30 protein-coding genes and 2 pseudogenes are annotated in these 26,439 nt (G+C 36.1%); 21 read left to right on the top strand and 11 right to left on the bottom strand.

What is annotated here, in order from left to right; translation table 11 throughout:
• Positions 1–345: 345 nt before the first annotated feature.
• From CLV38_RS11955 to CLV38_RS11940, 4 genes are all read right to left on the bottom strand, one after another.
• Positions 346–783, bottom strand: coding sequence for a hypothetical protein (locus tag CLV38_RS11955; protein ID WP_106195916.1), 438 nt, complete (start codon positions 781–783; stop codon positions 346–348).
• Positions 784–984, bottom strand: a complete 201-nt coding sequence (locus CLV38_RS11950) for a helix-turn-helix transcriptional regulator (RefSeq protein WP_106195914.1) — start codon at positions 982–984, stop codon at positions 784–786.
• A gap of 115 nt (positions 985–1,099) precedes the next feature.
• Positions 1,100–1,507, bottom strand: coding sequence for a type II toxin-antitoxin system death-on-curing family toxin (locus CLV38_RS11945; protein ID WP_106195921.1), 408 nt, complete (start codon positions 1,505–1,507; stop codon positions 1,100–1,102).
• Positions 1,507–1,761 carry an AbrB/MazE/SpoVT family DNA-binding domain-containing protein gene (locus CLV38_RS11940; protein ID WP_106195911.1) on the bottom strand — a complete coding sequence of 85 codons (255 nt, stop codon included), beginning with the start codon at positions 1,759–1,761 and terminating at the stop codon, positions 1,507–1,509. The genes CLV38_RS11945 and CLV38_RS11940 overlap by 1 nt, the downstream gene beginning before the upstream one ends.
• A 197-nt stretch (positions 1,762–1,958) precedes the next feature.
• On the opposite strand from CLV38_RS11940, the gene CLV38_RS11935 reads away from it, so the two are divergent.
• The 10 genes from CLV38_RS11935 to CLV38_RS11890 all read left to right on the top strand — a co-directional run bounded on the left by CLV38_RS11935 (position 1,959) and on the right by CLV38_RS11890 (position 7,288).
• Positions 1,959–2,603, top strand: coding sequence for a carbonic anhydrase (locus CLV38_RS11935; protein WP_106195908.1), 645 nt, complete (start codon positions 1,959–1,961; stop codon positions 2,601–2,603).
• 164 nt (positions 2,604–2,767) lie between these two features.
• Positions 2,768–2,959, top strand: coding sequence for a PspC domain-containing protein (locus CLV38_RS11930; RefSeq protein ID WP_106195905.1), 192 nt, complete (start codon positions 2,768–2,770; stop codon positions 2,957–2,959).
• A 51-nt stretch (positions 2,960–3,010) separates the two neighbouring features.
• The gene (locus tag CLV38_RS11925; protein WP_106195903.1) at positions 3,011–3,313 is read left to right on the top strand and encodes a hypothetical protein; all 303 of its coding nucleotides are present in this window, start codon (positions 3,011–3,013) and stop codon (positions 3,311–3,313) included.
• Between the two features lie 63 nt (positions 3,314–3,376).
• Positions 3,377–4,183, top strand: coding sequence for a nucleotidyltransferase domain-containing protein (locus tag CLV38_RS11920; protein WP_106195900.1), 807 nt, complete (start codon positions 3,377–3,379; stop codon positions 4,181–4,183).
• A 267-nt stretch (positions 4,184–4,450) separates the two neighbouring features.
• Positions 4,451–4,945 carry an RNA polymerase sigma factor gene (locus CLV38_RS11915; protein ID WP_106195898.1) on the top strand — a complete coding sequence of 165 codons (495 nt, stop codon included), beginning with the start codon at positions 4,451–4,453 and terminating at the stop codon, positions 4,943–4,945.
• Positions 4,942–5,490: a zf-HC2 domain-containing protein gene (locus tag CLV38_RS11910; protein ID WP_106195895.1), complete on the top strand. Its 549-nt coding sequence runs from the start codon at positions 4,942–4,944 to the stop codon at positions 5,488–5,490. Before CLV38_RS11915 ends, CLV38_RS11910 begins: the two co-directional genes overlap by 4 nt.
• Positions 5,491–5,492: 2 nt before the next feature.
• Complete coding sequence (locus tag CLV38_RS11905) at positions 5,493–6,176, top strand: YfjL-like protein (RefSeq protein ID WP_106195893.1); 684 nt, start codon at positions 5,493–5,495, stop codon at positions 6,174–6,176.
• A gap of 220 nt (positions 6,177–6,396) precedes the next feature.
• Complete coding sequence (locus CLV38_RS11900; protein WP_106195891.1) at positions 6,397–6,648, top strand: hypothetical protein; 252 nt, start codon at positions 6,397–6,399, stop codon at positions 6,646–6,648.
• Between the two features lie 66 nt (positions 6,649–6,714).
• Positions 6,715–6,969: a hypothetical protein gene (locus tag CLV38_RS11895; RefSeq protein ID WP_106195888.1), complete on the top strand. Its 255-nt coding sequence runs from the start codon at positions 6,715–6,717 to the stop codon at positions 6,967–6,969.
• A gap of 136 nt (positions 6,970–7,105) precedes the next feature.
• On the top strand, positions 7,106–7,288 hold the full coding sequence (locus CLV38_RS11890) for a hypothetical protein (protein ID WP_106195885.1): 183 nt from the start codon (positions 7,106–7,108) through the stop codon (positions 7,286–7,288).
• Between the two features lie 29 nt (positions 7,289–7,317).
• Here CLV38_RS11890 and CLV38_RS11885 read toward each other — a convergent pair whose 3' ends face one another.
• A complete protein-coding gene (locus CLV38_RS11885) occupies positions 7,318–7,749 on the bottom strand; it encodes a hypothetical protein (RefSeq protein WP_106195883.1) in 432 nt (143 codons plus the stop codon).
• Between the two features lie 266 nt (positions 7,750–8,015).
• Positions 8,016–8,567: a tetratricopeptide repeat protein gene (locus CLV38_RS11875; RefSeq protein WP_106195879.1), complete on the bottom strand. Its 552-nt coding sequence runs from the start codon at positions 8,565–8,567 to the stop codon at positions 8,016–8,018.
• 397 nt (positions 8,568–8,964) lie between these two features.
• On the opposite strand from CLV38_RS11875, the gene CLV38_RS11870 reads away from it, so the two are divergent.
• From CLV38_RS11870 to CLV38_RS11850, 5 genes are read left to right on the top strand one after another with little or no spacing between them, the layout of a single operon-like run.
• Positions 8,965–10,974, top strand: a complete 2,010-nt coding sequence (locus CLV38_RS11870) for a BglG family transcription antiterminator (protein ID WP_106195877.1) — start codon at positions 8,965–8,967, stop codon at positions 10,972–10,974.
• A gap of 3 nt (positions 10,975–10,977) precedes the next feature.
• Positions 10,978–12,300 (top strand): PTS sugar transporter subunit IIC, encoded by a 1,323-nt coding sequence (locus tag CLV38_RS11865; protein ID WP_106195875.1) that lies wholly within the window; start codon positions 10,978–10,980, stop codon positions 12,298–12,300.
• 38 nt (positions 12,301–12,338) lie between these two features.
• Positions 12,339–12,659: a PTS sugar transporter subunit IIB gene (locus CLV38_RS11860; RefSeq protein WP_106195873.1), complete on the top strand. Its 321-nt coding sequence runs from the start codon at positions 12,339–12,341 to the stop codon at positions 12,657–12,659.
• A gap of 36 nt (positions 12,660–12,695) precedes the next feature.
• A complete protein-coding gene (locus CLV38_RS11855; RefSeq protein ID WP_106195918.1) occupies positions 12,696–12,992 on the top strand; it encodes a PTS sugar transporter subunit IIA in 297 nt (98 codons plus the stop codon).
• 41 nt (positions 12,993–13,033) lie between these two features.
• Entirely contained in the window at positions 13,034–14,461 is a 1,428-nt protein-coding gene (locus CLV38_RS11850; protein WP_106195871.1) for a 6-phospho-beta-glucosidase, read from the top strand.
• Positions 14,462–14,599: 138 nt separating this feature from the next.
• Here the strand turns inward: CLV38_RS11850 and tuf are convergent.
• A pseudogene (gene tuf / locus CLV38_RS11845) lies at positions 14,600–15,439 on the bottom strand (elongation factor Tu); the annotation flags it as partial.
• 57 nt (positions 15,440–15,496) lie between these two features.
• Positions 15,497–16,381: an Hsp33 family molecular chaperone HslO gene (gene hslO / locus CLV38_RS11840; RefSeq protein WP_106195869.1), complete on the bottom strand. Its 885-nt coding sequence runs from the start codon at positions 16,379–16,381 to the stop codon at positions 15,497–15,499.
• A 634-nt stretch (positions 16,382–17,015) separates the two neighbouring features.
• Between hslO and CLV38_RS11835 the strand changes: the two genes are divergently transcribed.
• Positions 17,016–17,900, top strand: coding sequence for an MFS transporter (locus tag CLV38_RS11835; protein ID WP_170068894.1), 885 nt, complete (start codon positions 17,016–17,018; stop codon positions 17,898–17,900).
• 22 nt (positions 17,901–17,922) lie between these two features.
• The gene (locus CLV38_RS11830) at positions 17,923–18,252 is read left to right on the top strand and encodes a hypothetical protein (protein ID WP_106195865.1); all 330 of its coding nucleotides are present in this window, start codon (positions 17,923–17,925) and stop codon (positions 18,250–18,252) included.
• Between the two features lie 290 nt (positions 18,253–18,542).
• On the opposite strand, the gene CLV38_RS11825 is transcribed toward CLV38_RS11830, so the two are convergent.
• Together CLV38_RS11825 and CLV38_RS11820 are read right to left on the bottom strand one after the other, a co-directional pair.
• Positions 18,543–20,009, bottom strand: coding sequence for a DUF1538 domain-containing protein (locus CLV38_RS11825; RefSeq protein WP_106195863.1), 1,467 nt, complete (start codon positions 20,007–20,009; stop codon positions 18,543–18,545).
• 22 nt (positions 20,010–20,031) lie between these two features.
• The gene (locus CLV38_RS11820; RefSeq protein ID WP_106195861.1) at positions 20,032–20,688 is read right to left on the bottom strand and encodes a P-II family nitrogen regulator; all 657 of its coding nucleotides are present in this window, start codon (positions 20,686–20,688) and stop codon (positions 20,032–20,034) included.
• Between the two features lie 1,350 nt (positions 20,689–22,038).
• Between CLV38_RS11820 and hxlA the strand changes: the two genes are divergently transcribed.
• Both hxlA and hxlB read left to right on the top strand, forming a co-directional pair.
• Entirely contained in the window at positions 22,039–22,674 is a 636-nt protein-coding gene (gene hxlA / locus CLV38_RS11815) for a 3-hexulose-6-phosphate synthase (RefSeq protein WP_106195858.1), read from the top strand.
• Between the two features lie 8 nt (positions 22,675–22,682).
• Positions 22,683–23,240, top strand: a complete 558-nt coding sequence (gene hxlB, locus CLV38_RS11810) for a 6-phospho-3-hexuloisomerase (RefSeq protein ID WP_106195856.1) — start codon at positions 22,683–22,685, stop codon at positions 23,238–23,240.
• A gap of 794 nt (positions 23,241–24,034) precedes the next feature.
• Here hxlB and CLV38_RS11805 read toward each other — a convergent pair.
• Positions 24,035–24,376 (bottom strand): winged helix-turn-helix transcriptional regulator, encoded by a 342-nt coding sequence (locus CLV38_RS11805; RefSeq protein WP_106195854.1) that lies wholly within the window; start codon positions 24,374–24,376, stop codon positions 24,035–24,037.
• A gap of 147 nt (positions 24,377–24,523) precedes the next feature.
• On the opposite strand from CLV38_RS11805, the gene CLV38_RS11800 reads away from it, so the two are divergent.
• Positions 24,524–25,402, top strand: coding sequence for an SDR family oxidoreductase (locus CLV38_RS11800; RefSeq protein ID WP_106195852.1), 879 nt, complete (start codon positions 24,524–24,526; stop codon positions 25,400–25,402).
• A 336-nt stretch (positions 25,403–25,738) separates the two neighbouring features.
• Positions 25,739–26,291, top strand: a pseudogene (locus tag CLV38_RS11795) (tyrosine-type recombinase/integrase).
• Positions 26,292–26,439: the final 148 nt, after the last annotated feature.

Below are 26,439 nucleotides of genomic sequence, written 5' to 3'. Positions count from 1 at the left end.
AAATAATTCGTTTAAGTCACCTTTTGTGGCTAGAGTCTGTAAGATATCTGTAGTAAAATTGTTCATAGGGAAGTCCTCTTTTCTGTGAATGTAGTGTGGTAACTCTATTCTACAGAAGGGGCTTCCTTTTTTCTATTTACACAAGATATTTTACACTCTCCATAAAAAGGGTAAGGTTAAAATTAATAACTGATAGAACTATTATAATCAAAAATGAATGATAACCATATTTATAACGCAGTAATTTTTGATATTCATCGTAATATTTCATTGTTAGTCTCCTCCAATAAATGTTTTTGAGTGCTTCATAGACTAGTAATGTATGGATTGTGTATTTTTGTCAGCCTAGTCCTGTTTATCTTTACTAATACTCCTTTTTTCTACTAACCGTCTAATCAGGTAAGCTATGGATCCACAGAGCCACATAAATCCTAAAAGTGGAAAGACAATATCAGATGTGACCCTTCCATCCGCGATTAAAGCTGTTTGTGAAAATAAAGGAGGAAGGATAAAAAAAAGTCCGAATAGACCTAAGAATAAGACATTCAGAGTAGAAAGCTGCTGCTTCTTAAAGTATGCACCATGGTATATCTGAGTGATGAAGGAATAATAAATTGCTGGATAAGCCAACAATATATACTCCATATCTTTAGTTTCCGCCCATTGGGTATCGAAATATGTGCTGAGAGTAAAATTTAAAAACATTAAAACTAAAAGAATGGTAAAAGAGTGGGAACCGTACTTATAACGCATTAATTTCTGATATTCATCATAACCTGTCATTTAGTTTTCCTCCCAGAATAAGTCGTTTAGTGTGACGTTTAAGACTTTGCAGATTCGGATGCACAATTTGATTGAGGGATTATAGTCGCCTCGTTCAATGGCGCTTATTGTCTGACGCGTGACATCCACCGCATCTGCCAGCTCGTGCTGAGACATGTCCAGTTTAGCTCTGGCAGCCTTCAACCGTAAGTTTTTAGTCATTTCTTCCCTCCGATAGAGTATTTATATCTAACTTTATGTAAACTATATCATACATTTCAAACAATGCAAAGGCTATCCGTCTAAAGATAGCCTTCTTTCTAGTATTTTAATCTATTTAGAGTTTAGTAACATATCCACTGCTATTCAAGTAATCTACGGTAAACTTTTTCAACTCTTCAAAGGGTTCATTAGAGGTTGTCATACTTAGAATAAACTCCACCCCTGCATCGGTTGGGAATACTGTCTGATAGCCATTCATTTTAAGGAAAAGATCCATAGCTACCCAAGCTGTGCGCTTGTTTCCATTATAAAAGGGGTGTCTTTTAGTAAGATTGATGACTAAAATAGCTGCCTTTTCAAAAACAGTTGGGTAGAGTTCTTTATCAAATACAACTTGTTCGGGTTGAGCAACTACCATTTTGAGTGCATTAGCGTCTTTCACTCCAATAGGTTCTTTTGGAGAAAAAGTTTTTATGACATATACATTTACTTTTATGATGTCTTCCGCTGTCAAGTAGCGCATCATTTTTCAACTAGCTCTTCCAGCAGTTCATGATACTGAGCAACACTTTCTTCTATGAGGGAATCAATATCTTGTTTTTGAATTTTTTTCCTCATGCTTACTGAACCTTTAGAGTCGATAATGTATTCAACTTGCTCTCCTGTTTTAATATCTAATGCTTCTTTTACTTCTTTAGGAACAGTCGTAATATCACTGTTTCCAGATTTTCTGATTTTAAAACTTCCAGCATTTTTTACGCCATCTTTGTACATCATGATAAGTCCTCCTCGTATATTGGGTATATTAATTATATAGCAATAGATATATAATTGAAATAGATATACAGTATATATATCGTATTTTTGAGCAGTTTTATAAATAAAAACTAACTAAAATTAGCCCGATTCACAGGCTTATCCCTTTCAATTATGGTATAGTAGGTGCTTATGATTACACTATCGGAGGAAGAGAAATGCTTGACGAACTGAAAAAAGGATTAGCTCATTTTAAAACAATTACATACAAAAAACATGAGAAACTGTATTCTGATTTGGAAAATACACAAAACCCGCATACCTTGTTTATTGCCTGCTCGGATTCTAGAGTGAGTCCGGAGATACTGATCGACAGTGACCCTGGGGAAGTGTTTACGATCCGTAATATTGCCAATACGGTTCCTGCTTATGAAACGAGTCTAAATGATATTACGACTGTATCGTCAATCGAATACGCAATCGATGTATTAGGTGTAGAAGAGGTCATTATCTGTGGCCATTCAAATTGTGGGGGGTGCGCAGCGGTACTGAACGGCTGGGGTCATTTAACCGACCTTCCTTATACTCAAAACTACCTTAAACCACTTGAAACGGTAAAAGAGAAAATTGAGAAAGAAAATGCGTTTAAAGATGAAAAGACAAAAGCGCGACTGATGGAACAGATGAATGTCGTAGAACAAGTCAATCACTTAAAAACATTTCCTGGGATACAAGAGAAACTGGCAACAGGCCAACTGGAAATCGAAGGCTGGTATTTTGATATCAAGTCTGGAAATGTGTCGGTCTATGATGAAAGCAGTAATGCGTTTATTAAATCAGAAGAGTATAAGAGTATACGTTGAAGAAGAGTCAATCAATTTAACTTAATAATATAAAAATTTCCTAAGAGGATGCAGCGGATAAAGTGCATCCTCTTTATTTAATAAATGTTAAACTATTACTGTTTAAATTGTCCGATATTTGCTATTGTATGGATATACTTGATGATTGGAAATGAGGGCTTATAGTGACTAAAAAGAAGCTGAGCAAATCAAGAACCAATCAATCTTTACATGGCGTTTGCGGAGGAATTGGAGAATACTTTAATCTTTCACCCAACTTGATTAGGTTGTGTTTCGTCTTTTCTCCCTTTCCGTTTACATTGATGGTGTATATTGTTTTAGCCAATATCATGCCTGACAGCCCGGAGGATCTGTAAAGATACTTGCCAATCATAGGGGAAGACAGAATTAGAAAGGAGACAGCGAAAATGAAAAAGGGAAAATCAAATTGGAATTTACCGTCAGTTTTCGTGATTGCTACATTAGGTAACATCAGCCCCTTAATAAGAGAGTTGATAAATGCCAATTGGAGATTTTCTGCAGTACACTACAGTTACTACATCTTGATCGCGATGTCATTCACTGCATTCTTTATAGCCTACCAAATCGTCACTAATATGGCTATTCCTCGAAAGACACTTTCATTTTACTTGAGTTTATTAGGCGTAAACTTTTTGATGAACATGATTCTACTCCTAATTGTTTCGGTCATTATGGCTATTACATATTGAGGGAGTTGAACGAGCAGAAAAATTTTCGTTGATCCAACACTTATACGTTTAGGAGAGGTATTTATGATCATACGTGAAAAGTTAACTGAAGAAAGAGAACAATTAGTATCAGAGTTAGTGTATTATTGTTCTAAAGAGGATCGTATCATTGCGTACTTTCTTGGAGGCTCTCTTGCTAAAAAAAACGCTGATGAATTTTCTGATATTGATTTCAGAATCGTGCTCAATGCGGATGAATTAAAGTCAGCAGTATTAGATGCTCTAGCTAAAACGTTTAGGCAAACCATTGCATTTATTGAGTCACAGAGATCATTTTATGCAGTCATACACTTTTCTAATTTTGTGAAATTAGATATATTTGCTTATTATCCAGAAGAAATTGTGCCCAGCTTATGGTTGAAGGATATAGTCATACTTCAAGATACAAAAGATTTATTAGAAACGGCAAAAACTGCTTCATCTACAATCCAGTACACACTAACTCAAAGTGATATGTGTGATTATCTATCTAAATATACTGCCTACCTTCATGAATTTTATAGACGACAATTCAGACAAGAGTCCAACTATTGTGAGCACTGTACTTTAATGATGAAACACATCATTATTTCACTTTGGAAAGGACAAGAAGGACATTTACCGAACGATTTGGGTGATTGGAGTAAGTATGAAGGGGATAGAAGCACACTCAATTCAAGGCAGAAACAGTTCATGAAAAATTTAACACCCATCAATAGTCATGATGTTGAGAGATCGCTTCATTTGATGAATAAAGAGTTACTTGACACCGCTAGAGATATAGTAGAAGGAAATAATTTTCAGATAGAGATTGATAAGTATGATAGCCTATTAAATGTATCTTTCCGATAATAGAATAGGGTAAAAAATGGAGTGGTTTGGCTGGTTTTTGTAAAACTAGTTAAATACTGAGAGAACACAAAGGGCTTTGGTACTGGACTGAAGGCCTTTTTTTTATTGTTTGAAGGAGGTACTGTTAAACATAGACCGTTAAAAGAGTCTAAAATTTAACTAATAATTCAGAAAGATAGTAATATAAGAAAATTCTTTTAAAAAAGATGTAACGAATTAGCCGGTCAGGGTATTAATACTATGAACAGCAGGAAAGAGAGGGCAGCTATGACTAAGCTTGATGAAGAGTTCGAAGAAATCTATCCCAAAATATACGCATTTTTCTATGCGAAGACCGGCAATCAGGCGACTGCCCAGGATCTCTCTCAGGACACATTTTATGAGGCGTTTAAAAACATAGCCTCCTTTAATAATCAGTCCACCCTGTCTACCTGGCTTTTTTCGATAGCAATCAACTTACTGAAAAAATATTATCGAAAAAACAAGTATGAACAGAGCCTGATGCAAAAACTCTCTGTAATTCCAGAAGCGGATGTCCCCTCTCTTGAAGGGGTGACGGAAATAAAGGAAGACACTAAATTACTTTTACATCACATCTCAAAGCTGGATGAGGCTTCCAGAGAAAATGTCCTGCTGCGCATATATGGAGAACTGAGTTTTGCAGAAATCGGTTCACTGATCGGCAAATCAGAAAACTATGCGCGTGTGACGTTTCATCGCTTGAAATTGAAGATTCAAAAATTAATGGAGGTGACCTTATGAACCAGAATTGTGCGATCGTGCAGGACCTTTTGCCCCTATACGAAGAAAAACTGCTGAACCCTGAAACAGAAGACTTTATCGAAGAGCATTTAAAAAGGTGTCAGGAATGCCGAGGGATTGCTAAACAATCTTATATTCCTGTGCCTGCTGAAATCAATCAGGGTGAGAGCGTTAAAAAAATGATTAAAAAAGTAACGCTGCGGTTAGCTACAGTGCAAATGTTCTTTGTCACCATTTCCTTTGTATTAGCCATGGGAACCACTATTATGAATGACAATGCAGGATTTATTCTGACCTATGCTATTTTAGGGGCGGTTACGTATCTGTTTTACCGATCGGCTCTTTTTGCGGCATTACTTGCAGGTGTACCGACACTGATCTGGAACTGCCTCATATATCTGACAGATGTGTTCGGCGAATTCCCCACAAACAGTTTTTCAGAAGGTTTAGGTATAGCTTTATTCTCATTGACCGTGTATCTGGTGTTTACGTTTATCGGTGTTTTAATCGGTTATTGTATTCTCAAAATAAAGGAGGAGAAGTAAGGATGAAAAAGAAATTAGGTTACAGCGTTCTGGCCATCGGCTTAATCGCGATTGTACTTTTTTCGTATGTACAAATGAGTGGAAATCCAGTTGCGAAAAGCCGTTCACAAGAGAGTCTGGATGAGTTTATGGAGCAGACGTATCCGGACTTGAACTATGAAATTGAACGGTCGGCAGATTATGGGTGGACCGATGCTACATTTCTTTTCACTGTAGTGACAGAAGATACGGTAGGGGTTGAAACAACGTATCCCTTTTATGTATCAGCGATTGAACCGTATGAAATCCTTGGAGATACGATTCACGCCTCCAATGTTGATCAAGAAGCCTCAGATAAATTGAATCAGGAGCCAGAAGAGTATATATTGTCACTTCTTCAAGAGCGTGTGCCGGAAATCGATGGGGTCTCAACTGATATAGAAGTATACAGCGGTGACGACGCAGAGTGGACACCTCAGCTTAAAACACCGAAGTCCATGCTGATTATGACCGGAATGGATAAAGACGGTTTAACAAAAGAGCAAATGCTGGAGCAAAGTATGGCGATCCAGGAAGCACTCAATGAAGAAGCCATTGATTATTATATGGCTGAAATAGGATACCGCAGCGTCGAGGGTGGAGAAGAACTGTACGATTATGTGAGTTTCACCCCTGAACAGGAACTGACGATAGAAGATGTTGATTAGATAGCAAAGAATCAAGCAATGATCCTGCAAAATGTTAAAGAAAACGATAAGGAATAATGTAAGGAATGCAAAATTGTATAGTTGACATGGAACATGTATTTTTAACAGACATTCTCTGAATTTCGCTCTGATGCTATACCACTTATTAATATTATATGATAATATAAAGAAAATAACGCGCTTGTTAATAATAGTGCTAGTGGAAAGGATCAGGCCAACGATGAAAAAGAAAGTGTTGACAGTCTTATCAGTTCTTGGTCTTTTATTCCTATTAAAAAGTACGTCGATCCAAGCTGACGATACTCCAGATCTTGAAGCAGAGTTAAACAACTTAATTGAACATGGATTCTTCAGCCCTGATGTGACACTGGAACAGTATAAACTGGCCAAAGAAGAAGAAGCTGAAGGCTGGGCTTGGATGGAAGAAGAATCACGACGATTTGAAGAGGAACAGCGAAACAAGTCAAAATAAAAAGCCATATCCAGCTTGGATTTTTTCGAGCTGGATTTCTTTATAATGATTAAAAGGAGATAACAAATGAACATCAACGACATGTTTGAAAGGATAGCGTGGATCGTTCGATTCACACTGACATCAATTGAAATCAAATGGCCGATTCTTTTGTTTGAGTCTATTTTTCTGATTGGAGGTATTATGCTGGTCATTACAGGGATAAAAATTCGAAGGCAAAGCATGATTTCTGCAATTATGAATGTTGTTTTAGGAAGTGTCATTACTTTGAGCACCCTGTACTTATTATTTGTCACGTTCTTGTTTGGGTATAATTCATAATAAAAAGAATTTTTAAGTACTATGTACCGTTCCATTGAGCTAAGGGGTCATCTCTACTATTTAGTGGACGTTCAGTTATAGTCTCACACATTTTATGTTGAAAAAACTAACTTATAGATTTGAGGATGATATATGTATGGATAAAAACATCAGACTAATCATTTTATCCGTTTTTTCTTTTAGTGTTTTCGCAGTCACTATGGTATATACAGATACAGTAACCTGGCTTATGGTATTATCTTTAGTCAGTTTTGTAACGTATATGATCTCAATATACTGTATTGTGCTGAATGTCATGTCCGAATCAGATTCAAATTAAAGTGAGCGAGCCTTTTAACGCAAGGAAGATCACTTGGATGGATACTCTAATGGGCGAGTGACATGGGCATAAAGCAGTACAGTGATTGCCCAGACAACTATAAGTGCTAAAGTGAAGGTATCCCCAGTAAGAACGAGTATGATAATCTCTAACAAAGATATACTCATGAGAACCTTAGCCCATTTTATGTGTTTTTCGCTTACTCTTTTCCAGTCAAACTGATTTTCTATAGACCATAATTGGCGTACTTTATAGTCTCTGTTGATACTCAGCATCGTATCTAAGCCTTTAAGAGCAGCGCGATAGCGGATTCCACAAACAAGAATAGTCAGCGATAGTATCGCCATTAACCCATTATAGCGGTTTATCTCTACGATGTTAAAAGCATCTACTATAAGAGAGAAAATGCCTATGATTGCAAAGAGGATGTAGACTTTATTTTTGAAAGCGTGTTTTCTCATTTTATCTTCCTTTTCTATTTAGTCTGCTCAATTGGCAGCTCTTCTATTGTTATCGAACAAATTGACGATAAAAACGCAATCACCTTACACAACATCTCTAAAACACCCACTTATTTTGGTACGGAGTTTGATGATCTAGAAGAGTATGAAAAGCTGCTGAATGCGAGATAATCTAGACTCCAACTATTTAACAACTTGAGGATAGCCTTGCAGGCCATGCTGCAATAATAGAAATGACACTAGTGCTAAGAGCATTAGTGTCATTTCTATTTCAGGTGTTCAGGCCTTCCAGGATGATCTGTTCCGTTTGAGAACTTTTCTGCATAATGAGCCAAAGAAACAGTGTATCTGGGTAAATGCTTCGATAAAACGGATAGAGCAATCCCTACAGCTTTATCTTGTTGGCCAGCTTCTGATATTAGAAGGGCGTAGAATGCAGAAACAGCATCATCCAAGTCATCAGATGGTTGACCAAATTCTTCCTCTAAAAGAAGGATGCCCTCTTCAACTTTTCCGCAGTTGCGAAGTGAACTTGAGAGTTGAATAACAGCTCTTCTTCGTCTTATCCCCTCCAGTCCCAACTCTAACGCTTGTTTATAAAGAGGGACAGCAAGGTTACTTTTACCAAATGAATTTTTTAAGCAAGCCAGTTCAAAATGAGCGATAGAATCCATTTCTCCTCTTTCTTTAACTAAATGTTCAATACAGTCAGAAAATGCTTCTTCCTCCATTTCATTTATCTGTGACCGTTTAGTTTCGATTCGATTTTCCCAAAATGCTTCTTCCTCTTCCGTCCAATTAGTCCAATTTCGGTTCATCGTATCATCCCTTAAATATGAGTAGTTGTCTATTGCTTTGATTCATAAGAATAGTATAGCTATAAAAAAAGAAAAAAAGAAAGCAAGTTTAATTAATAAACCGACTATAAAGAAAAACCATCATCAAGTCCAGTCCAATCAAGGCCAAAGTATTTTTTGTAGTAGCCATTTCCCGAAGTTCATTTCTTTGTGGACTACTGGCTTTAATTGGAGAGTGCATATTAATGTTCCACTTTGAAGCGGAAGATGATAACTTTTTGAATCGTTGACTTGATTAAGGTTAATCCATACAATTTGTTTAGCATCACTAAAGTCTTTATGTGTTTTTCAGTCCGTAATAATAGAGGAGGATAGAAGTATTCATTTTAAATATGACAATAAGAGAGTGACGGTACAAATGAGTAATATAGAACTTAAAATTGTTCAATTTTTGTTTGATCATGAACACCAATACCTATCGAGTCAAGAGATTGCTGAAAGTAACAACGTATCGGATAAAACTGTTCGAAAATATATTAAAGCTTTAAATACTACTTTAAATGACTATGGTGCGATTATAGAGGTGAAGAAAGGAAGCGGTTACCGATTAAACGTCAGTAACAATAAACTTTTTTATCAGTTGTTAGATCACATTAGAGAACAGAAAAATATGGTAGAGGATTCTAAATTGTTAACTGACAATGAGGATAGAGAAAAATATATTCTCAATTACGTACTGTTGGAAAATCAGCAATTAACAATAGACGATCTAGCAGAAGTCATGTTTATCAGCAAGTCCACTGTGTCCTTAGTTATTCAATTGATAAAAGCGCGACTAAACAAATTCAAACTGGAGATTACGTATGACCAGGATGGGTACATTGTTATCGAAGGTAAGGAAGTTTATAAAAGACGGTTTATTTTACAGTACTTCTTTTCCTCTTCTTTATTTGATCAGTATATCAATACAGATTTAATCGATTATCAATACGAAGGATTTTCAGCGGAAACAATATTTATCGTAGTATTGGAGAAATGCCGTGAATTTGATGTGCAATTATCAGATTTTGTCCTGCAAAACTTAGTTCTCCATATTGCGCTGGCTATTAAAAGAAATGAAAAAGGGTTTGCTATAAATAAAGTTGATGTTGATGAGACTATTGAGTACAGCAAGGAACTATTAGTTGCAAAAAAAATAGTAGCTAGTATTGAGAAGCTAATCAATATTAAATTCTCACAAGATGAAGCTAATTATATCGCCTTGCACTTAAAATCGAAATCAACTAATCAAAAAATAATAAATGAGAATCAAAAAAAATTGGAATTGTCGATTCAATCGCAATTAGTAGAGGCGTTAGGCAATTTAAGAAATCAAAACAGAATAAGTTTTTCAATAGATCATCAATTAATTATGGGACTAAAGACTCACTTTGAACCTCTACTAAATAGATTGAAATTGAACATTAGTTTAAAGAATCCATTGCAAGATGAGATTAAAGAGAAATACTCGGATGTATTTGATATGACAAAAGATTATTTTTCACATATGCCCATTTTATCTCAATACGAGATTGATGACCATGAGTGGGCTTATATAACTTTACACATTCTATCTGCAATAGAACGGTACAAGCGAGATACGAAAGTGAATGTCATTGTCCTTTGTGCTACTGGATTAGGGAGTGCTCAGATGCTCAAAAGCCGCTTGGAAAATGAATTCTCAGCTAATATAAACATTCTTGAAGTAACAAGTTATTATCAATTAAATGATAAGATGCTGGAAAATGTTGATTTGATTATTACAACTATTAATATATCAACATCTTTCTATAATATTCCAGTTGTTAAAGTTAGTGTGTTTTTGAATAGGCAAGATATTGATTCTTTAAATGAACATATTAAACACTATCCTGTGCAGAAAGATACTAATGATGAAATAAATGCTGTAGATAAACGTAGTAATGACTTATTTAATCGCTACTTTGATAAAACACGGTTTATGGTATTTAACGCACCCGTTAGTCGTGAAGACGTTTTATTATCAATGACACAAACACTGACAGATGCTGGACAATCATCATTTGATGAAGACTTTAAAAATCAGATTCATATAAGAGAACAGCTTGGGACATTAGCTTTCACAAAAACAGTGGCCTTTCCACATCCTGCTCAACCGGTGGGGATTAACAGTGAAATTGTCGTAGGATTAATTCCAGCGGGGATTAAGTGGGATTCTGATCATCCTTCCATCAAGGTGCTCGTACTGATGTCACCTTCACGAATTAAGAACAAAGGATTAGATACAATAAACAGTGGATTAGCGGAGTTGATCAGTCATGAAGATAACATCACTTCGATACTTGAACAAGCTTCATTCGAACAATTTAGACATTTATTTATGAGAACGTTGACAGCTAAAGGAGAGTAAGAAATGGGTTCAAAAATAGTTGAAAAATTTGTTGAAATACTAAACAAATTTGCAGAAAAAGTAAATAATTTAAAATATATTATTGCGATTAAAAACACATTTGCTGCGTTATTACCGGTTATAATTACAGGTGCTTTTGCAACGTTGTTTTCTTCGGTATTATTCAATGTAGACACAGGTTTAGCACAAATAGATGCTCTAAGTTTCTTAGCAGAATTTAAACCGATTGCAGATGTAATCAGCTATTTCACAATGAATTTCTTAACCATTTATGTGGTATTTCTATTAGGTTTTGAAGTAGCTAAACTAAACAAACTGAAAGGGATTTTCCCGGGTATTGTTGCCCTCATGTCATACTTAGTCATGAACCCGTCGTTTATTAACTTTGTCACTGATGATGGAGCCAGTATTCAAATAACGAATGTGCTGGGAAGACAATACACAAACACAGAAGGCTTATTCTTAGGTATGTTTGCGGCTATTCTTTCTATTGAATTATATACATGGTTCGGGAAGCAAGACAGACTGAAAATTAAAATGCCTGATTCGGTACCAGAGACCGTTTCGACAAGTTTTTCAGCTCTAGTCCCAACGATTTTAATTGTTACAGTAATGGCCACTTTCGGGTTCGCCATTGAAGCTATTACTGGTATGTATGCATCCGATATTATCTACTCATTAGTCCAGCAACCACTACAAGGGCTAATCCAAGGGTTACCGGGTATCCTGCTTCTGATGTTAGTCGCTCAGATATTTTGGGTTATTGGTCTTCATGGAATGCAAATGGTCAGACCTATTCGTGAACCATTGCTATTAGCAGCAATCGTTGCTAATACGACTGCTTTTCAAGCGGGAGAACAGATTCCTAATATCGTAAATATGCCTTTCTGGGATGTATTCATGACCTTTGGTGGCTCTGGTGGAACACTAGGATTACTTATCGCTATTTTCTTAGTCTCTAAACGAGATGATTATCGTCAAATTGCTAAATTATCGTTCGTCCCTGGACTATTTAATATAAATGAGCCGCTTATATACGGGCTGCCTATTATGTTAAATCCTATATTAGCGATTCCGTTCATCATTACACCACTAATAACGGGAACTATAGGGTATTTCGCTATTTCGGTAGGATTTGCAGCCAGATCTGTTGTGATGGTACCTTGGCCTGTTCCCGCTATTATTAATGCCTATATCAGTACGGCAGGAGATATTGGCGCAGTTATTACTCAAATTTTTTGTATCATTGTTGCCGTCCTCATTTACTTGCCATTTGTTAAAGTAGCCAATCGTACAGTCGTGAGTGAAGTAGAGGCAATGGATTAGGATTAAAATATTAACCAATAGAGAGAGGAAGTTTAATCATGAGTGAAATGAATATCATGTTAGTATGTTCAGCAGGAATGAGTACAAGTATGTTAGTTAGTGCAATGAAGAAAGAAATAAAAAATATGGAGTTAGAAGCAAACGTGTTTGCTAAACCATCAACTGAAGCTATAGAGTATGCTGAAACTGAAGAAGTGAGTGTTTTATTATTAGGACCTCAAGTTAAATTTATGGAAAGTCGATTTAAAGAATCTTTAGAAGGCAAAAACATACCCATTGCAGTGATTGATTCACGCAATTATGGAACGATGAATGGAAAGAAAGTATTACAGCAAGCATTAGATTTAGCAAATAAATAAGAGGTGATTAATTTGGACGAACACAACGAAGTAGTAATGAATCTAATTGTTAATGCTGGGAATGCTAAAAGCAGCGCAATGGAAGCAGTGTATGCAGCTAAAAAAAGTGACTTTGAAACAGCCAAAGAAAAATTTAAAGAGGCAAATGATCAAATTAATAAGGCTCACAATACACAAACAGGTTTAATTACAGCGGAAGCAAACGAAGAAAATATTAAAATCAATTTGATTATGGTTCATGCACAAGATCATTTAATGACGGCTATAACCTTCATTGATTTAGCTAGAGAACTAGTCGATTTTTATGAGATAATGAGTACAGAAAAGAAATAAAGCCTAACTGTAAAAAGCTGGACTAAAGGAAAGGTGATGTTATGCCAAAGGATAAATTCTTATGGGGCGGTGCTTCCGCTGCCAATCAAGTTGAAGGAGCCTACAAAGAGGGCGGTAGAGGGTTATCCAATATTGATCTATTACCGTTTGGAGAAGACCGTATAGCGATAGCTCAAGGGAGAAAACACTACACTGAGGTGCCTGATGATGTCTTTTACCCCTCTCATGAAGCCATTGATTTTTATCATCACTACAAAGAAGATATTGCTTTGTTAGCGGAGCTTGGAATGACAGCTTACCGCTTTTCCATTTCATGGTCTAGAATTTACCCGACAGGCTTAGAAACCGATCCTAATGAGGAAGGCTTACAATTTTACGACTCCATGATTGATGAGTTACTCAAATACAATATTGAACCGATCGTGACTATTTGCCATTTCGACGTACCTAAAGGATTGATGGATGAATGTAACTCATGGAAGAGTCGTCAAATGATAGACCAGTATGACAAGTATGCGACGACCCTATTTAAGCGATTTAAAGGAAAGGTGAAATACTGGATTACATTCAACGAAATCAACATGATCCTGCACAAACCCTTTACTGGGGCAGGCATTACGATCAATAAAGATGAGAATCGTGAAGAAGTCATTTATACAGCAGCCCATTACGAAATGGTTGCGAGTGCATTAGCTACAAAACGGTTAAGAGAAATTGATTCAGATGCGCAAATTGGGTGTATGCTGGCGGCGGGCGATTATTATCCTTACAGTTCAGACCCGGAAGATGTCAGAGCGGCTCAAGTAGCTAATCAGGAAAATTTCTTCTTTCTAGATATTCAGTCACGTGGAGAATACCCTCGTTGGGCGCTGAATAAATTTGAAAAACTGGGTATCCAAATTGATATCACAGAAGAAGACCGATCTATTCTAAGAGATAATACGGTTGATTTTGTGTCGTTCAGCTACTATTCATCTCGTACATCTAAAGAAAATACTGAAGGCGTGGATACTAACACCGGGAATGCTGCTGGTGGTGTCGTCAATCCTTATCTCGAGCGTTCTGAATGGGGTTGGATGATAGATCCAACAGGTTTACGCATAGTCATGAACACTATTTGGGACCGATATCAGAAGCCTTTATTCTTAGTTGAAAATGGATTAGGTGCGCGTGATGTTGTCGAAGAAGACGGGTCAATACATGACGATTATCGAATTGATTATTTAAAAAAACACATCGACGTCATAGAAACGACTATTAAAGAAGATGGTATTCCTCTATTGGGTTATACTATGTGGTCAGCCATTGATCTAGTGTCCTCGTCGGGCGGTCAAATGAGTAAACGGTATGGATTGATTTATGTCGATAGAGACGATAATGGTGAAGGCACGAACCACCGAATTAAAAAGGATTCCTATTACTGGTTTAAAGAGATGGTTGAAAAAAGCAGTGTAGCGTTAGTTGACTAGTAGTGACGATTGATTAAAGGCGAAGTCAGTTTCGTGAGAGTCACTAGTAAAACACGTTTAAGTAAAAAGAAAGAGGCTGGGACTTTTTTGTCCCAGCCTTTTTAAACTGATTCAGCCTTACCTATCAAAAGAGTTTGTGCGAAGCATAGTACCAACGTTGTCTCCAGCTTCTGCAAAATCTAATAATTTTCTGAACATTTCTACGCCAGTAACCGTCGTAGTTATCGTGTCTTTAAGGCCAACAATTTCGACTTCGTCACCTACGGATACTTTACCCGTTTCAACACGTCCAGTAGCAACCGTTCCGCGACCAGTAATTGTAAAGACATCTTCGACGGGCATTAAAAATGGTTTGTCTGCATGACGATCTGGTGTTGGAATATAGTTATCGACTGCATCCATTAATTCCATAATTTTTTCTTCGTATTTAGGATCTCCTTCTAGAGCTTTTAAGGCAGATCCAGCTATCACAGGAAGATCATCTCCTGGGAAATCGTACTCAGTTAACAAATCCCGGACTTCCAGTTCAACTAATTCTAACAGTTCATCATCGTCCACCATATCAACTTTGTTTAAGAAGACAATGATATAGGGGACACCTAATTGACGAGATAACAGGACATGTTCACGAGTTTGTGGCATTGGGCCATCAGCAGCAGATACAACTAAAATTGCGCCATCCATTTGAGCAGCACCTGTGATCATGTTTTTAACATAGTCTGCATGACCGGGGGCATCTATATGTGCATAATGCCGGCTCTCTGTCTCGTACTCTACATGAGAAATAGAAATAGTAATGCCACGTTCTTTTTCTTCCGCAGCGCCATCGATTTGATCATAAGCCCGAGCATCAGCTAACCCTTTTTTGGCTAAAACAGAAGTGATTGCAGCAGTTAACGTTGTTTTACCGTGATCCACATGACCAATGGTTCCAGTATTGACATGTGGTTTTGAACGGCTGTATTTTTCTTTAGCCATTTTTAATTTCCTCCTTTTAGTAAAAAGTAAACAGCACTAGTTTATGCATTCCTAATGCTACACAGTACGCGCTTCTAATTTTAATTCTTCTAAATCCTGTTCGGTAAAGTGATATTTTGTACGGCAGAAGTGACACTCTATTTCTGCACCATGATCTTTTTCAATCATTTCCTGAATTTCCTGGGATCCCAATGTTACCATAGCCTGGGCAAACCGTTCTTTAGAACAGTCGCATAGAAACTGCACGGACTGCTCTTCAACAATGTGTGCATTATTTCTCCCTACTAATTTTTCAAGCAATTGTTCCGGAGAAAGTCCCTGGGACATTAATTTAGAAATGAGAGGGAGTTCTTTTAATCTCTGTTCAATTAGTCCAATGCTGTCTTCACTTGCTTCAGGAAGGACTTGAATCATAAAGCCACCGGCAGTTTTTACACTTTCATCAGGATTTATTAAAACCGATAATCCAAATGAAGAGGGAACTTGTTCGGAGGTGGCCATGTAATAAGTGAAATCTTCTCCTAATTCTCCATCTACCAAAGGAACGTGGCCTGAAAAGGTTTCTTTTAATTGTAAATCTTTCGTTACAATCATAGAGCCTTTCGTACCAACAGCGCCTCGAACATCGATTTTTCCATGTTTGTTTAAATCTAAACTCACTTGTGGATTTTTAATATAGCCTTTAGTTTCGCCACGGCCATTACTGTCTACTACAATATGACCGGCAGGACCATCTCCGTCAATTCGAACAGTTAACTTATCGTTACCTTTAAGTGTTGCACCAAGTAGGGTTGACCCAATCATGGTACGTCCTAATGCCGCAGTAGCTGTACTCCAGGAATTATGTCTGGCTTGTGCTTCTCTTATCATTTCTGTAGCGTCTACAACAAAAACGCGAAATTCATTATTCAGTGCTAGAGCTTTAATTAATTTTCCTGCCATGTGCAATCCCCTTTCCTGATATACAAAAGATATCATAGGCTAATAATATACTTACTTTTAGTAAGTGTCAATAGACAAAACCCCAATTCTGTTGTTTGGAAAACAGGACAAATATATTGGAAGAATAATTACCTCGTTTGGTGTTTAAGTTGATGCTCAAAATGCATTGTACCGCAGGCAATTACTGTAAAGTGTTGATATAAATCAAGGGTTTTAGAAGGGGCATCTCCTTTCTAAGGTTTCAGCGCTTTTAACCATAAGTATGAGCATATGGCTTTTTTATTTGCAATTATCATAACGCTTTTAGTGCAATAATCATAACCATTGACTTTAATAAATGAGAGGATATACTTTCATTACAACTTAATATGATTTTAATCAAGCGTTAAGAAAGAAAAGTAATTACTTGTATTGTTTAAGGGAGCCTGTGTTACTGGGAGCAGGTACATGAATGAGTAATGAATCAAGTCTTTCTAGCTTCTATATGGATATTTTATATTGATATATAGATGGGTGTCTCCATTAGAAGACTAGATATTGATTGATATTGAATTGAGAGAAAGTATTATACTTTCATTAAGGATGGTACCGTAATTTTTTAATTACTCTTGGGGATTTTTCCCTGGGAGTTTTTTTGCGTTTAGAAGGGGTGTTAAAGTTGATAAGGAAAAATTATGACAAAAATATAGCTTTAAAATTATTATCAACTAATGGCTTATCAAGCTTAGGTGAAAGGATTTACTTTATAGCTTTAAATGTTTCAATACTAAGTAGTGGAGGGAATGTTCTGTCTGTAGGGATATTGTATATTATCAGGCCAGTTGCAGATATTATAACCAATGCAGTAATCAGTGCTCATATTGATAAGTTCAACAAGAGAAAGACAATGGTTGTGCTAGACCTAATGAGTGCACTTTTAATAGGGTCCTTAATAGTTAGTCAAACCATTTGGAATATATACATAGTCGTATTTTTTGTTCAAGTCTGTAGTAGTATGTATAGCCCTATATCAATTAGTTATACTGCATTAGCCATTCCAAAAGACCAATTAAAAAAATACAATTCTTGGGATAATTTGGTTAATTCGGGCGGATTTCTAGTTGGACCTGCCATCGCTGGACTGCTCTTATACTTTAGTAGTGTAGATAGTGCTATACTTGTCAATTCGGTCATGTTAATTGTAGCAAGTATCATTAACCTCTCTTTACCTCATTTAGTTGTCGAAGAAGAGCATTCAGAAAGAAAATCATTCTATGAGATAAATAAGGAATCGATGCATTATCTCAAATCGTTTTTTGAGACTAAGAGAGTCTATCTTTTGTATTATTTATTAACGTCTCTTTTATTTGTATTTGCAGCTGGACTTAATTCTGTAGAAGCAGCATTTGCCTTAGAAGTCATCATGTTGACGAGAATAGAATACGGATTGATCGTCAGTATTTCTGGTGCTGGATTTGTAGTGGGTTCAATAGTTAATACGTTTATTAGTCGAACAGACGACTATTTATCAGTTAATTAATTTTGGGGGATTACTGTACGTATTGGGCTATTTTATCTATAGTCTATCGTTTGGATTTATAGCGGCTTCTGTAGGTTTTTTTACCATTTCATTTGCTTTGGCATTTGTTAATACTGGAATAAGAACGTTTATACAATTTGCTTTCCCGATTAATAAAATCGGACAATTGACAACAGCTTTAGGCACTATAAGTTCAGCTTTGCAACTATTTTTGGTAGCTATAACCAGTAGCTTGTCATTAATTTATCCTATGAGAGTAGTATTGATTGTTGTTGAAATAATTATGCTTATCATGGTTGTTTTTATTTCTATCTATGGAAAGAAAATCAGTGTAAGTCACCCTAGAATCTAAATTTTCATAGATGATAAAGTAAGACTTGGGGAACTCAGAAGAATACATGAAACTAAGTAGACTATCAATCTATTAATACATGAAATTACATAAAGTCGTGTTGTAGAGTTTAGGAAGAATATCTTAGCGGTATACATAATTTTTTGAAATGGTATGATTCACATGGAAAAGAGGACATGTATCATACATGTCCTCTAATGTAGAACCGTTTAAGACGATAGCACATTTGATTATTAAAAAATAGTTATGAATTACCAATTTATAGGGTTATGCAAAACGAACCATACACGTTACTTCTTTTGCAATGTATACACTAGTCCAAAGACTTGGATCGTTATAATAGGCATTAAAGCGACTAATGCAATCATACCAAATCCATCGACCATTACAGATGCATCTGTAACACCTTGGGCCGCTCCTTGGATAAACGCTAAAATAAATGTTCCTGTCATCGGTCCTGAAGCAACGCCTCCGGCATCGAAAGCCATGGAAACAATCGTTGATGGAACAAAGTATGAAAGCCCGAATGCAATGATATAACCTGGGAGAAGTAAATGCCATAATTCTAATCCAAACTGGGTCGTTCTTAGGGACGCTAGTAATGTAGCGATTCCTACTCCTATAGCTAAGGCTGTATAAATAAATCCAGGTTTCAATGCGCCGGAGGTTACTCTTTCTATCTGAGTCGCTAAGACATTAACAGCCGGTTCGGCTAGAATCGTTACCACACCCAGAATGAAAGAAAGGATATACAACCAATTATAATGATCAAACTGGGTCAATTCATAACCAATGATACTTCCAACGTTCATAAACCCGAAGTTTACACCCGTTAAGAAAAGTATAAGCCCGAGGATGACATAGATAATCCCCATTATTATCCGTCTAATTCGTCTTTTTGGCAGCTTTAAAAGCGTGAAATGATAGATGAGGAAAATGATTGCAATTGGACTAATGGATAATAAGGCTTCCCCCATCTGCTGGACGGAAATATCTACAATCGATTGTAACAAAGTTTCCTGAAAGCCAAATGAAATAGTGAGGTCTCCTGTAAGCGTACCAGTCGATATCAATATATCTGCGAACATAACGGCCATAATAGCACCGGCTGAAGCTATAGCAACTAATCCGAAACTATCTTCTCCAGATCGTACACTGTTTTTTTCGATAGTAGATAGCCCCATTGACAAGGCGAGTAGAAATGGAACAGTAATAACCCCCGTTGTCGCCCCTGAAGCATCAAAGGCTATAGAAAGAAATTCAGAAGTTGTAAATAGTGATAGTAGCAGAATAATTAAGTAGCTTATTCCAATCACTTTAATGAACGTCCATCTATATACAATTCTTAACAGTCCCAATGTCACCATTACAGCAATACCGATGGATACCACAAGCACTAGCTGCAAACTGGACATAGCTCCATCCGTCACTAAACTGATTTGATTTCCAAGAACTAACAAACTGGGTTCAGCAACAGAAATAACAAATCCGAGTAATAATCCGACAGGGATCAAAATAATAAGTTTATTTGATTTAGCTACCCCTTTTCCTAAGTACTCTCCAATAGGGGTGATTGCAATGTCTACTCCTGTTAAGAATAAACTTAAGCCGACAACAATTAGCAGAGTACCTAGAATGAATGCCAGTAAAATGGCAGAATCAAAAGGGACCAAAAAGAAATGGATAGCCATCACAAAAAGGAAAATTGGCGTAACTGATCTTATTACCTCCAATCCCTTTTCTAAAACGATATTCATGTAATCATCCTTTCTCTATCGATTAAACTAACCCTTTCGTTTCGCTTATATTAGTTACAAATAAAATTCCCGTATTAGGATCATCTAAATGCAACTTTTCATTTATTTTAGTTGTGAGTTCCTTGCACTTCTCTTTTTCAGTGATAATGAGCACGATGTCTTTTTCCGGCTCGATGTCTATATTGAATACACGTCGTGTTTCATATTCACCTGAGCCATGAGCATTGATAACTGTACCTCCCTGGACACCAGCAGACTGGGCAGCGTCCATTACTGTTTCTGCTTCTCCTTTATTAACGATTACAAAAATAGCCTGATACATAGTTTCTCTCTCCTCTAAAAAAACTTCTTCTTTTTTATATGAAAATGTTCCAATAACCTCTTCCAAAGGCATTCGGAAGCTGATTCCTCTATTTCTTCTACCCATTTTCTTTTTCTCTGCAATATAATCCATTGCTTCTTTCGCTATAGAAGAAGAAGCAACGAAGAGAACAACTTCTTTTTTTATCTGATCAAGACCCAATATTTTTAAAATCCCCTGACGAGCTGTTCCTTCTCCCAGAAATATAGTGCCTGTTTTTACACCTTTTTCGGCGGCTAACTTGATGCACTGGTCTCCTTCTTGACTATTTACAATGCAACAGACTAAGTCAATATTGTCGGTTTTATTGGTTTGCATTTGACTTCCTCCAACTCTTTTTGTTAATGGGTACACCGTACAAGTATAACAAATTCGTATTCTTTATGCGAATTGCCTTCTCTGAACTGTTATCGAGTAATGCGAATATACTGTTACTTTTACCTATATTTTTCATTTATGTTAAGCACTACTCTTTAAATACCAATATAGATATTCCCCAATTACTCCAAAGTATGTAGAGATAACTGATTTAATTAAGCCTATTGTCTTAATACACAGACTTAGAGTGTTTTAGTATTGTGAAGGTTTTTTTCATCCTTATATCCTTATTCATACAAAATTTTCTACTGCTACATTGGTGATATTTGTCCGAATAATCTAAAGGAAGATTAATAAGGTAGGAGTATCCTGATGATATATTCTTGAGATAGTTCTATCTTAGACAGATTAGTTTCACCGTTGTTTGGTTCTTATTCAAACTCATTCACAATAAAGAATAGTATTCTCATAATGGGTGCCCTAAATGCGCTAGGGAAATTTTTATTAGCCGAGTATTAGCTATTAAAAAAGTGCTTGCTACTCCTTGAAAACATATAAGCCTCTTCGTTTAAGTTTGTTCATATCGAGGGTTAAGAATAGCGAATGTATATGCTGTTAGTCATTTTTTTGTTATCTAATTTTCGAAGTATTTATAGATTTAAATGGAAACTAAGTAGGTCTAAAATACATGAAATTGCTTAGAATAATGTATCTAGAACCTCTTAAAAAAGGGCTTTTGTATTTCTATTTTTTTGTCAAATCGTTATTCTTTGCTTGATTCATTAATAGTCACTTATAAACTTAATCAGATCAATGCTTGGTAACTGTCTGTTTTAGGTACACCCTATACATACATGCTTACTTGTCAAAAAAATAGCACCTTTCAAACTGCTTGAAAGGTGCATTTCTCATTTTAATTTCGTACACTTAGAATTTATTAATTGATTTTTAAATACTGTATTAATAAGGTTAATAGTTCTATATCTGATTCATCTGCGAAAATCTTAAATTTCTTTATCATGATATGCAATGAATTATATTCAGCTAACGTTGTCCCATCCCAAAATTTCAATATTAGACAAGAAAAATAAATCAATACAAAAACCGTCCCAACTCAGAACAATTATGAACTGGGAACGGTTTTTGTGTTTGGAAGAGAAAAAAATTCGCGAAATCATGCAAAGTATTTTAATTTTTTTGTTTTTTTTCTCATCTCGCTATTTATGCAAAGGCCTCTCTAGAGAACTACACGCCAACCCGGAAAGCTTGATTTATAAAAATGTACGGTTTACACTAATATATGTAAATAATTACAGAAAAAATATCTTTTTCCAGAAAGGATGTATTGAATTGAAATTACAGCTAGCTATTGACCTTGTTAAAGATATATCAGAAGCCATTGAATTAGTGGAAGAGGTTAAAGAGTATATCGATGTAGTGGAACTTGGTACCCCTGTCATCAACAGAGAAGGACTTCAAGTAGTTAAAGAAGTCAAAGAAGCCTTCCCTGATTTACAAGTGTTGGCGGATGAAAAATTAATTGACGCTACTGATTTTGAAGTTGGCCAAGCAGTTGATTATAAAGCAGACATTATTACAGTTCTGGGTGTTTCGGAAGACGCTTCGATTAAAGGGGCTGTCGAGGAAGCGAAAAAACACGGAAAAGAAATTCTTGTGGATATGATCGCAGTACGAGATGTTGAAACACGTGCAAAAGAACTGGATGAAATGGGAGCAGATTATATTTGTGTACACACAGGGTATGATTTACAGGCGCAAGGGAAGAGCCCATTTGAAGACTTGAAGAAAGTCAAAAAGGTAGTCAAAAAATCAAAAACGGCTATTGCAGGCGGCATTAAATTAGAGACGCTAAAAGATGCTGTAGAACAAAAACCAGACTTGATCATCGTTGGTGGCGGAATTGCAAGCGCGGATAACCCTAAAGAAGCTGCACGCAAGATATCTGAAATTATCAAACAAGGTTAGGTGGTAGTATGAATACAACAGATCATCTAGCAACAATCATTGAAGAGTTAAAGAAAACACCATCTAGAATTTCAGATGAGGAAGCTGAAAAGCTGGTCGATGAAATCATGGATGCTGGAAAAATATTTGTGGCTGGCGCTGGACGTTCCGGTTTGATAGGAAAAAGTTTCGTCATGCGCTTAATGCATATGGGGATTGAAGCCTATGTTGTAGGGGAAACCGTCACCGGTACGTTTGAAGAAAATGATTTGCTGATTATTGGAACAGGATCAGGGGAAACGAAGACATTGGTTCCAGTCGCTCAAAAAGCAAAGGACATTGGTGGAAAAGTAGCTGCTGTTACCATTTCACCCGCTTCGACTATCGGAGAATTGGCTGACATCATTGTCCAACTCCCTGGTGTGACAAAAGATAACAGTGAAGGAACCATTCAAACTGTTCAGCCGATGGGATCTTTATTCGAACAAACCATGTTGCTGTTTTATGATGCCATCATTTTAAGTTACATGGAGAAAAAAGAACTGGACAGCGATAAAATGTACGGAAAACATGCTAATTTAGAATAAACGGAACACGCAGCACATACTGCTCTCAAATAGAGTAAATAACTAGAATAAAAGCAATAGACAGAAACCTCGATGAAGGTTTCTGTCTATTGCTTTTACTTGTACCAACGGACAGGATTTATCTAACTTAATTTGACAAACGAAATTCTATAAAACAATAATAGTTTGCACCGTTTCTAAAATATATGAGAACAATATACACACACACATTTTAAGCCCAATGTACCTTCATATAAAGTCTTACAGTAGTTTATGCTACTGTATTAGGGATGGCATGATTATTTAATGTACTCTAATACCTAGTAGACCAAAGTAGGCAATAAAAATCTAAATACCCTGAGAAAGCTTCTGAGAAGCACTTAATATAGAAGAAATTGAAGAATAAAAGCCTAAAAATCTTATTCTTCAATTTCTTTTATTTTTTCTTGATCTGGTGTGTCAATAATTTAGGTAAAGAAGCCCACAAAAGTATTTTTTTTAGGGCTTTTTACCTATTACTTTTATAATTATTATGGTCTATGCTACTATTCAAACTTCAAAATATCCATGATAAAGAACAGCTAAAAACCTATAAACAAATTTTAAATTATATGGATAATAGAGAAATAAGAAATAATCTGAAAATACAAAATAGAAAGAGGATGGATTTAGAATAAGCTGGTTTGGCGATATTAGAAGCTCTTATCGGACTACTTTTATTGGATGGCGTATTATCGGTTTTTCTAAATCATCTGAATACATGAAATTTCTAAAGTTGAAAAGCATCAGTTAAACTGCTTTTCTTTAGATCGTTATTAATTATTTATATTTTTACCCCACTCTCCCATACTATCCAGTATAGGAATAAAGCTTTTTCCTAAAGGTGTTAGCGAATATTCTACTTTTGGAGGGACTTCTTTATATACTTCCCTGTGAACCATTTGATCACTTTCCAATTCTCTTAACTGACGTGTTAGAATTCCTTTTGAAATACCAGGTACCAGTCTTTGAAGCTCACCAAATCTTCTTGTCTGTTTACTTAAATGCCATAGAATTATAAGTTTCCACTTTCCCGTAATAATGTTTTGAGTTTCTGTAACCGGACAAACCTCTACTTGTTCCTCTGGAGTTTCACCTTGAAATAATAGTCGTGCCATGATAAATATACCTTCTTTCTTATGGTTCTGTTTTTGTGACTATGCAATAATAATATTCCTACTTGTAAAAAAGAATCTACAAGTATAATATAGAAATATGGTTGAATATTCAACTATAAAGTAAAATAAATAGGAGTTGATTTACTTATGTCAAAAATTGTAATTACTGGGGCAACTGGAAAATTAGGCCAATTAGTAGTCCAACATTTACTTGAAAAAGTGCCTGCAAACCAAATCGCTGTTAGCGTTCGAAACGTTGAAAAAGCATCTGAATTTGCTGACCAAGGAATAGAAGTTCGCTATGGGGACTATGATGACCCAATATCTTTGGAAAAGTCATTTACTGGTGCTTCTAAGTTACTCCTAATATCAACCCCGGAAGATGACGCAGTAGTACGTATTGGTAAACACGTTGGTGCCATTAGAGCAGCTAAAAAGGCTGGAGTAAAACACATTATATATACAAGTTTTGCCGCAGTTGATAAAGGAGCTTTTCCTCTACTAGGAGATGTTCATTCTGCAACTGAATATACGCTTCGTGCTTCCGGTCTTTCAACTACGATTTTAAGAAATGCCTTTTATCAAGAAGTGTTTGTTAATGAAAGTCTTCAATCCTTTGTTGATAATGGAGTAATCGTAACTTCAGCTGGAAACGGTAAAGTTAATACAGTAGAACGAAATGACTTAGCTCTAGCAGCAGCAACAGTTTTGGCTGAAGAAGGACATGAAAATAAAGTTTATGAACTAGCATCATCGGAAACCTGGAATTATGATGAGTTTGCCAGTATTCTTTCAGATGTTTCAGGGAAAACTGTAACTCATCAGTCTAAATCAGATTCTGAAGTTCTAGAAGAAATGATTAAATCAGGTGCTCCTGAAGGACTTGCTTATTTTCAAACTGCTCTTTACAATTCAATAGCAAATGAAAATGAGGGAAACACCTCTGATGATTTAGAAAAACTGATTGGAAGAAAGTCAGTATCAATTCGTGAAAGTATAACTAATTTTTTTAATAAAAATTTGTAATATTCTACTCTGATATAACAATAATCGGAAGGTCGAAACCCAATTTTGAAGCAAGCAGTAACTACACCCACGCGCTTCAAAATTGAGTTGGATCAGATCAAGCTTACTATAATACAAATGCGTATAGTCTAACAAAAAAAGTTTTTAAATGAGAGTGAAATGGAACAGAAATTACTCTGGTAGTATTCTGATAGAAAATACATGATATGAGATAAAATCGTGTATCCGGAATCCCTTTACACAGGGATTCTTTTTCTTTAGCGCCCTATAACATATGATTATAAGGTATAACGAGTGTAATCATGTATCGCTTTTGTGGAAGGACAGCCGCTTAAAATGCCTTACAACGTTCAACCCCTCCGAACGCAGCAAGAAATAAACGACTTGTTTATTCTGTTTACGGCGCAATCAGAACGCTGAGAGAGATGTTTTTCTGTTTTTAATCGGGATTAACAGTGGATTACGCATGTCCGATATCGTTAAATTAAAGAAACAAGATATTCTAACAGCAAAAAACCCCCGAATTGTGGAACAAAAGACGGGGAAAACACGCATATTGTATTTAGGGAGCCTCCAGGATCTCATTCAGGAGTACACCAAAGCCCTGGACCCGGCCGATTATTTATTCCCCAGCAGCAAAGGCGGCCATTTAGAAGTGAATACGGTGTATCAAATGTTTCAAAAAGTCGCTAAGCTCTTAGGCAGAGATGATATTGGCATGCACACCCTGCGTAAGACGTTCGGATACCATTATTATAAGAAAACAAAAGATGTGGCCACCCTTATGGAAATATTCGGTCACAGCAGTGAGAAAATCACGAAACGCTATATTGGGATAAACGAAGATGAAATAAGTGAAACACTGTTAAACTTTCGGTTAGGATTTTAAGAGATTCAATAGTATCAATAGAATTCTATTTATAAAAGAAAAGAAATCAATAAGCTGGATTTTATAATGAAGTTAGCCACCTAGGCTAACATAAAAAAACGCCATGTGAATTTCATGTTATATTGAAGTTACCACTAACTCTCAATAG

The sequence above is a fragment of the Alkalibacterium olivapovliticus genome (assembly GCF_003003275.1).
Classification (GTDB): domain Bacteria; phylum Bacillota; class Bacilli; order Lactobacillales; family Carnobacteriaceae_A; genus Alkalibacterium; species Alkalibacterium olivapovliticum.
Note: the sequence above shows the minus strand (reverse complement) of the source record. Positions and strands in the feature narration are given on the sequence as shown.

What these genes read in the sequence shown, in the direction of transcription:
- CLV38_RS11940 (WP_106195911.1), bottom strand. Translation starts at nt 1,761, where the DNA reads ATGATGTACAAAGATGGCGTAAAAAATGCTGGAAGTTTTAAAATCAGA.
- hslO (WP_106195869.1), bottom strand. Translation starts at nt 16,381, where the DNA reads ATGGCAGGAAAATTAATTAAAGCTCTAGCACTGAATAATGAATTTCGC.
- hxlB (WP_106195856.1), top strand. Translation starts at nt 22,683, where the DNA reads ATGAATACAACAGATCATCTAGCAACAATCATTGAAGAGTTAAAGAAA.
- CLV38_RS11850 (WP_106195871.1), top strand. Translation starts at nt 13,034, where the DNA reads ATGCCAAAGGATAAATTCTTATGGGGCGGTGCTTCCGCTGCCAATCAA.
- CLV38_RS11910 (WP_106195895.1), top strand. Translation starts at nt 4,942, where the DNA reads ATGAACCAGAATTGTGCGATCGTGCAGGACCTTTTGCCCCTATACGAA.
- CLV38_RS11895 (WP_106195888.1), top strand. Translation starts at nt 6,715, where the DNA reads ATGAACATCAACGACATGTTTGAAAGGATAGCGTGGATCGTTCGATTC.
- CLV38_RS11805 (WP_106195854.1), bottom strand. Translation starts at nt 24,376, where the DNA reads ATGGCACGACTATTATTTCAAGGTGAAACTCCAGAGGAACAAGTAGAG.
- CLV38_RS11865 (WP_106195875.1), top strand. Translation starts at nt 10,978, where the DNA reads ATGGGTTCAAAAATAGTTGAAAAATTTGTTGAAATACTAAACAAATTT.
- CLV38_RS11860 (WP_106195873.1), top strand. Translation starts at nt 12,339, where the DNA reads ATGAGTGAAATGAATATCATGTTAGTATGTTCAGCAGGAATGAGTACA.
- CLV38_RS11820 (WP_106195861.1), bottom strand. Translation starts at nt 20,688, where the DNA reads ATGCAAACCAATAAAACCGACAATATTGACTTAGTCTGTTGCATTGTA.
- CLV38_RS11890 (WP_106195885.1), top strand. Translation starts at nt 7,106, where the DNA reads ATGGATAAAAACATCAGACTAATCATTTTATCCGTTTTTTCTTTTAGT.
- CLV38_RS11945 (WP_106195921.1), bottom strand. Translation starts at nt 1,507, where the DNA reads ATGCGCTACTTGACAGCGGAAGACATCATAAAAGTAAATGTATATGTC.
- CLV38_RS11915 (WP_106195898.1), top strand. Translation starts at nt 4,451, where the DNA reads ATGACTAAGCTTGATGAAGAGTTCGAAGAAATCTATCCCAAAATATAC.
- CLV38_RS11935 (WP_106195908.1), top strand. Translation starts at nt 1,959, where the DNA reads ATGCTTGACGAACTGAAAAAAGGATTAGCTCATTTTAAAACAATTACA.
- CLV38_RS11925 (WP_106195903.1), top strand. Translation starts at nt 3,011, where the DNA reads ATGAAAAAGGGAAAATCAAATTGGAATTTACCGTCAGTTTTCGTGATT.
- CLV38_RS11885 (WP_106195883.1), bottom strand. Translation starts at nt 7,749, where the DNA reads ATGAGAAAACACGCTTTCAAAAATAAAGTCTACATCCTCTTTGCAATC.
- CLV38_RS11855 (WP_106195918.1), top strand. Translation starts at nt 12,696, where the DNA reads ATGAATCTAATTGTTAATGCTGGGAATGCTAAAAGCAGCGCAATGGAA.
- CLV38_RS11905 (WP_106195893.1), top strand. Translation starts at nt 5,493, where the DNA reads ATGAAAAAGAAATTAGGTTACAGCGTTCTGGCCATCGGCTTAATCGCG.
- CLV38_RS11920 (WP_106195900.1), top strand. Translation starts at nt 3,377, where the DNA reads ATGATCATACGTGAAAAGTTAACTGAAGAAAGAGAACAATTAGTATCA.
- CLV38_RS11950 (WP_106195914.1), bottom strand. Translation starts at nt 984, where the DNA reads ATGACTAAAAACTTACGGTTGAAGGCTGCCAGAGCTAAACTGGACATG.
- CLV38_RS11870 (WP_106195877.1), top strand. Translation starts at nt 8,965, where the DNA reads ATGAGTAATATAGAACTTAAAATTGTTCAATTTTTGTTTGATCATGAA.
- CLV38_RS11955 (WP_106195916.1), bottom strand. Translation starts at nt 783, where the DNA reads ATGACAGGTTATGATGAATATCAGAAATTAATGCGTTATAAGTACGGT.
- CLV38_RS11875 (WP_106195879.1), bottom strand. Translation starts at nt 8,567, where the DNA reads ATGAACCGAAATTGGACTAATTGGACGGAAGAGGAAGAAGCATTTTGG.
- CLV38_RS11800 (WP_106195852.1), top strand. Translation starts at nt 24,524, where the DNA reads ATGTCAAAAATTGTAATTACTGGGGCAACTGGAAAATTAGGCCAATTA.
- CLV38_RS11825 (WP_106195863.1), bottom strand. Translation starts at nt 20,009, where the DNA reads ATGAATATCGTTTTAGAAAAGGGATTGGAGGTAATAAGATCAGTTACG.
- CLV38_RS11900 (WP_106195891.1), top strand. Translation starts at nt 6,397, where the DNA reads ATGAAAAAGAAAGTGTTGACAGTCTTATCAGTTCTTGGTCTTTTATTC.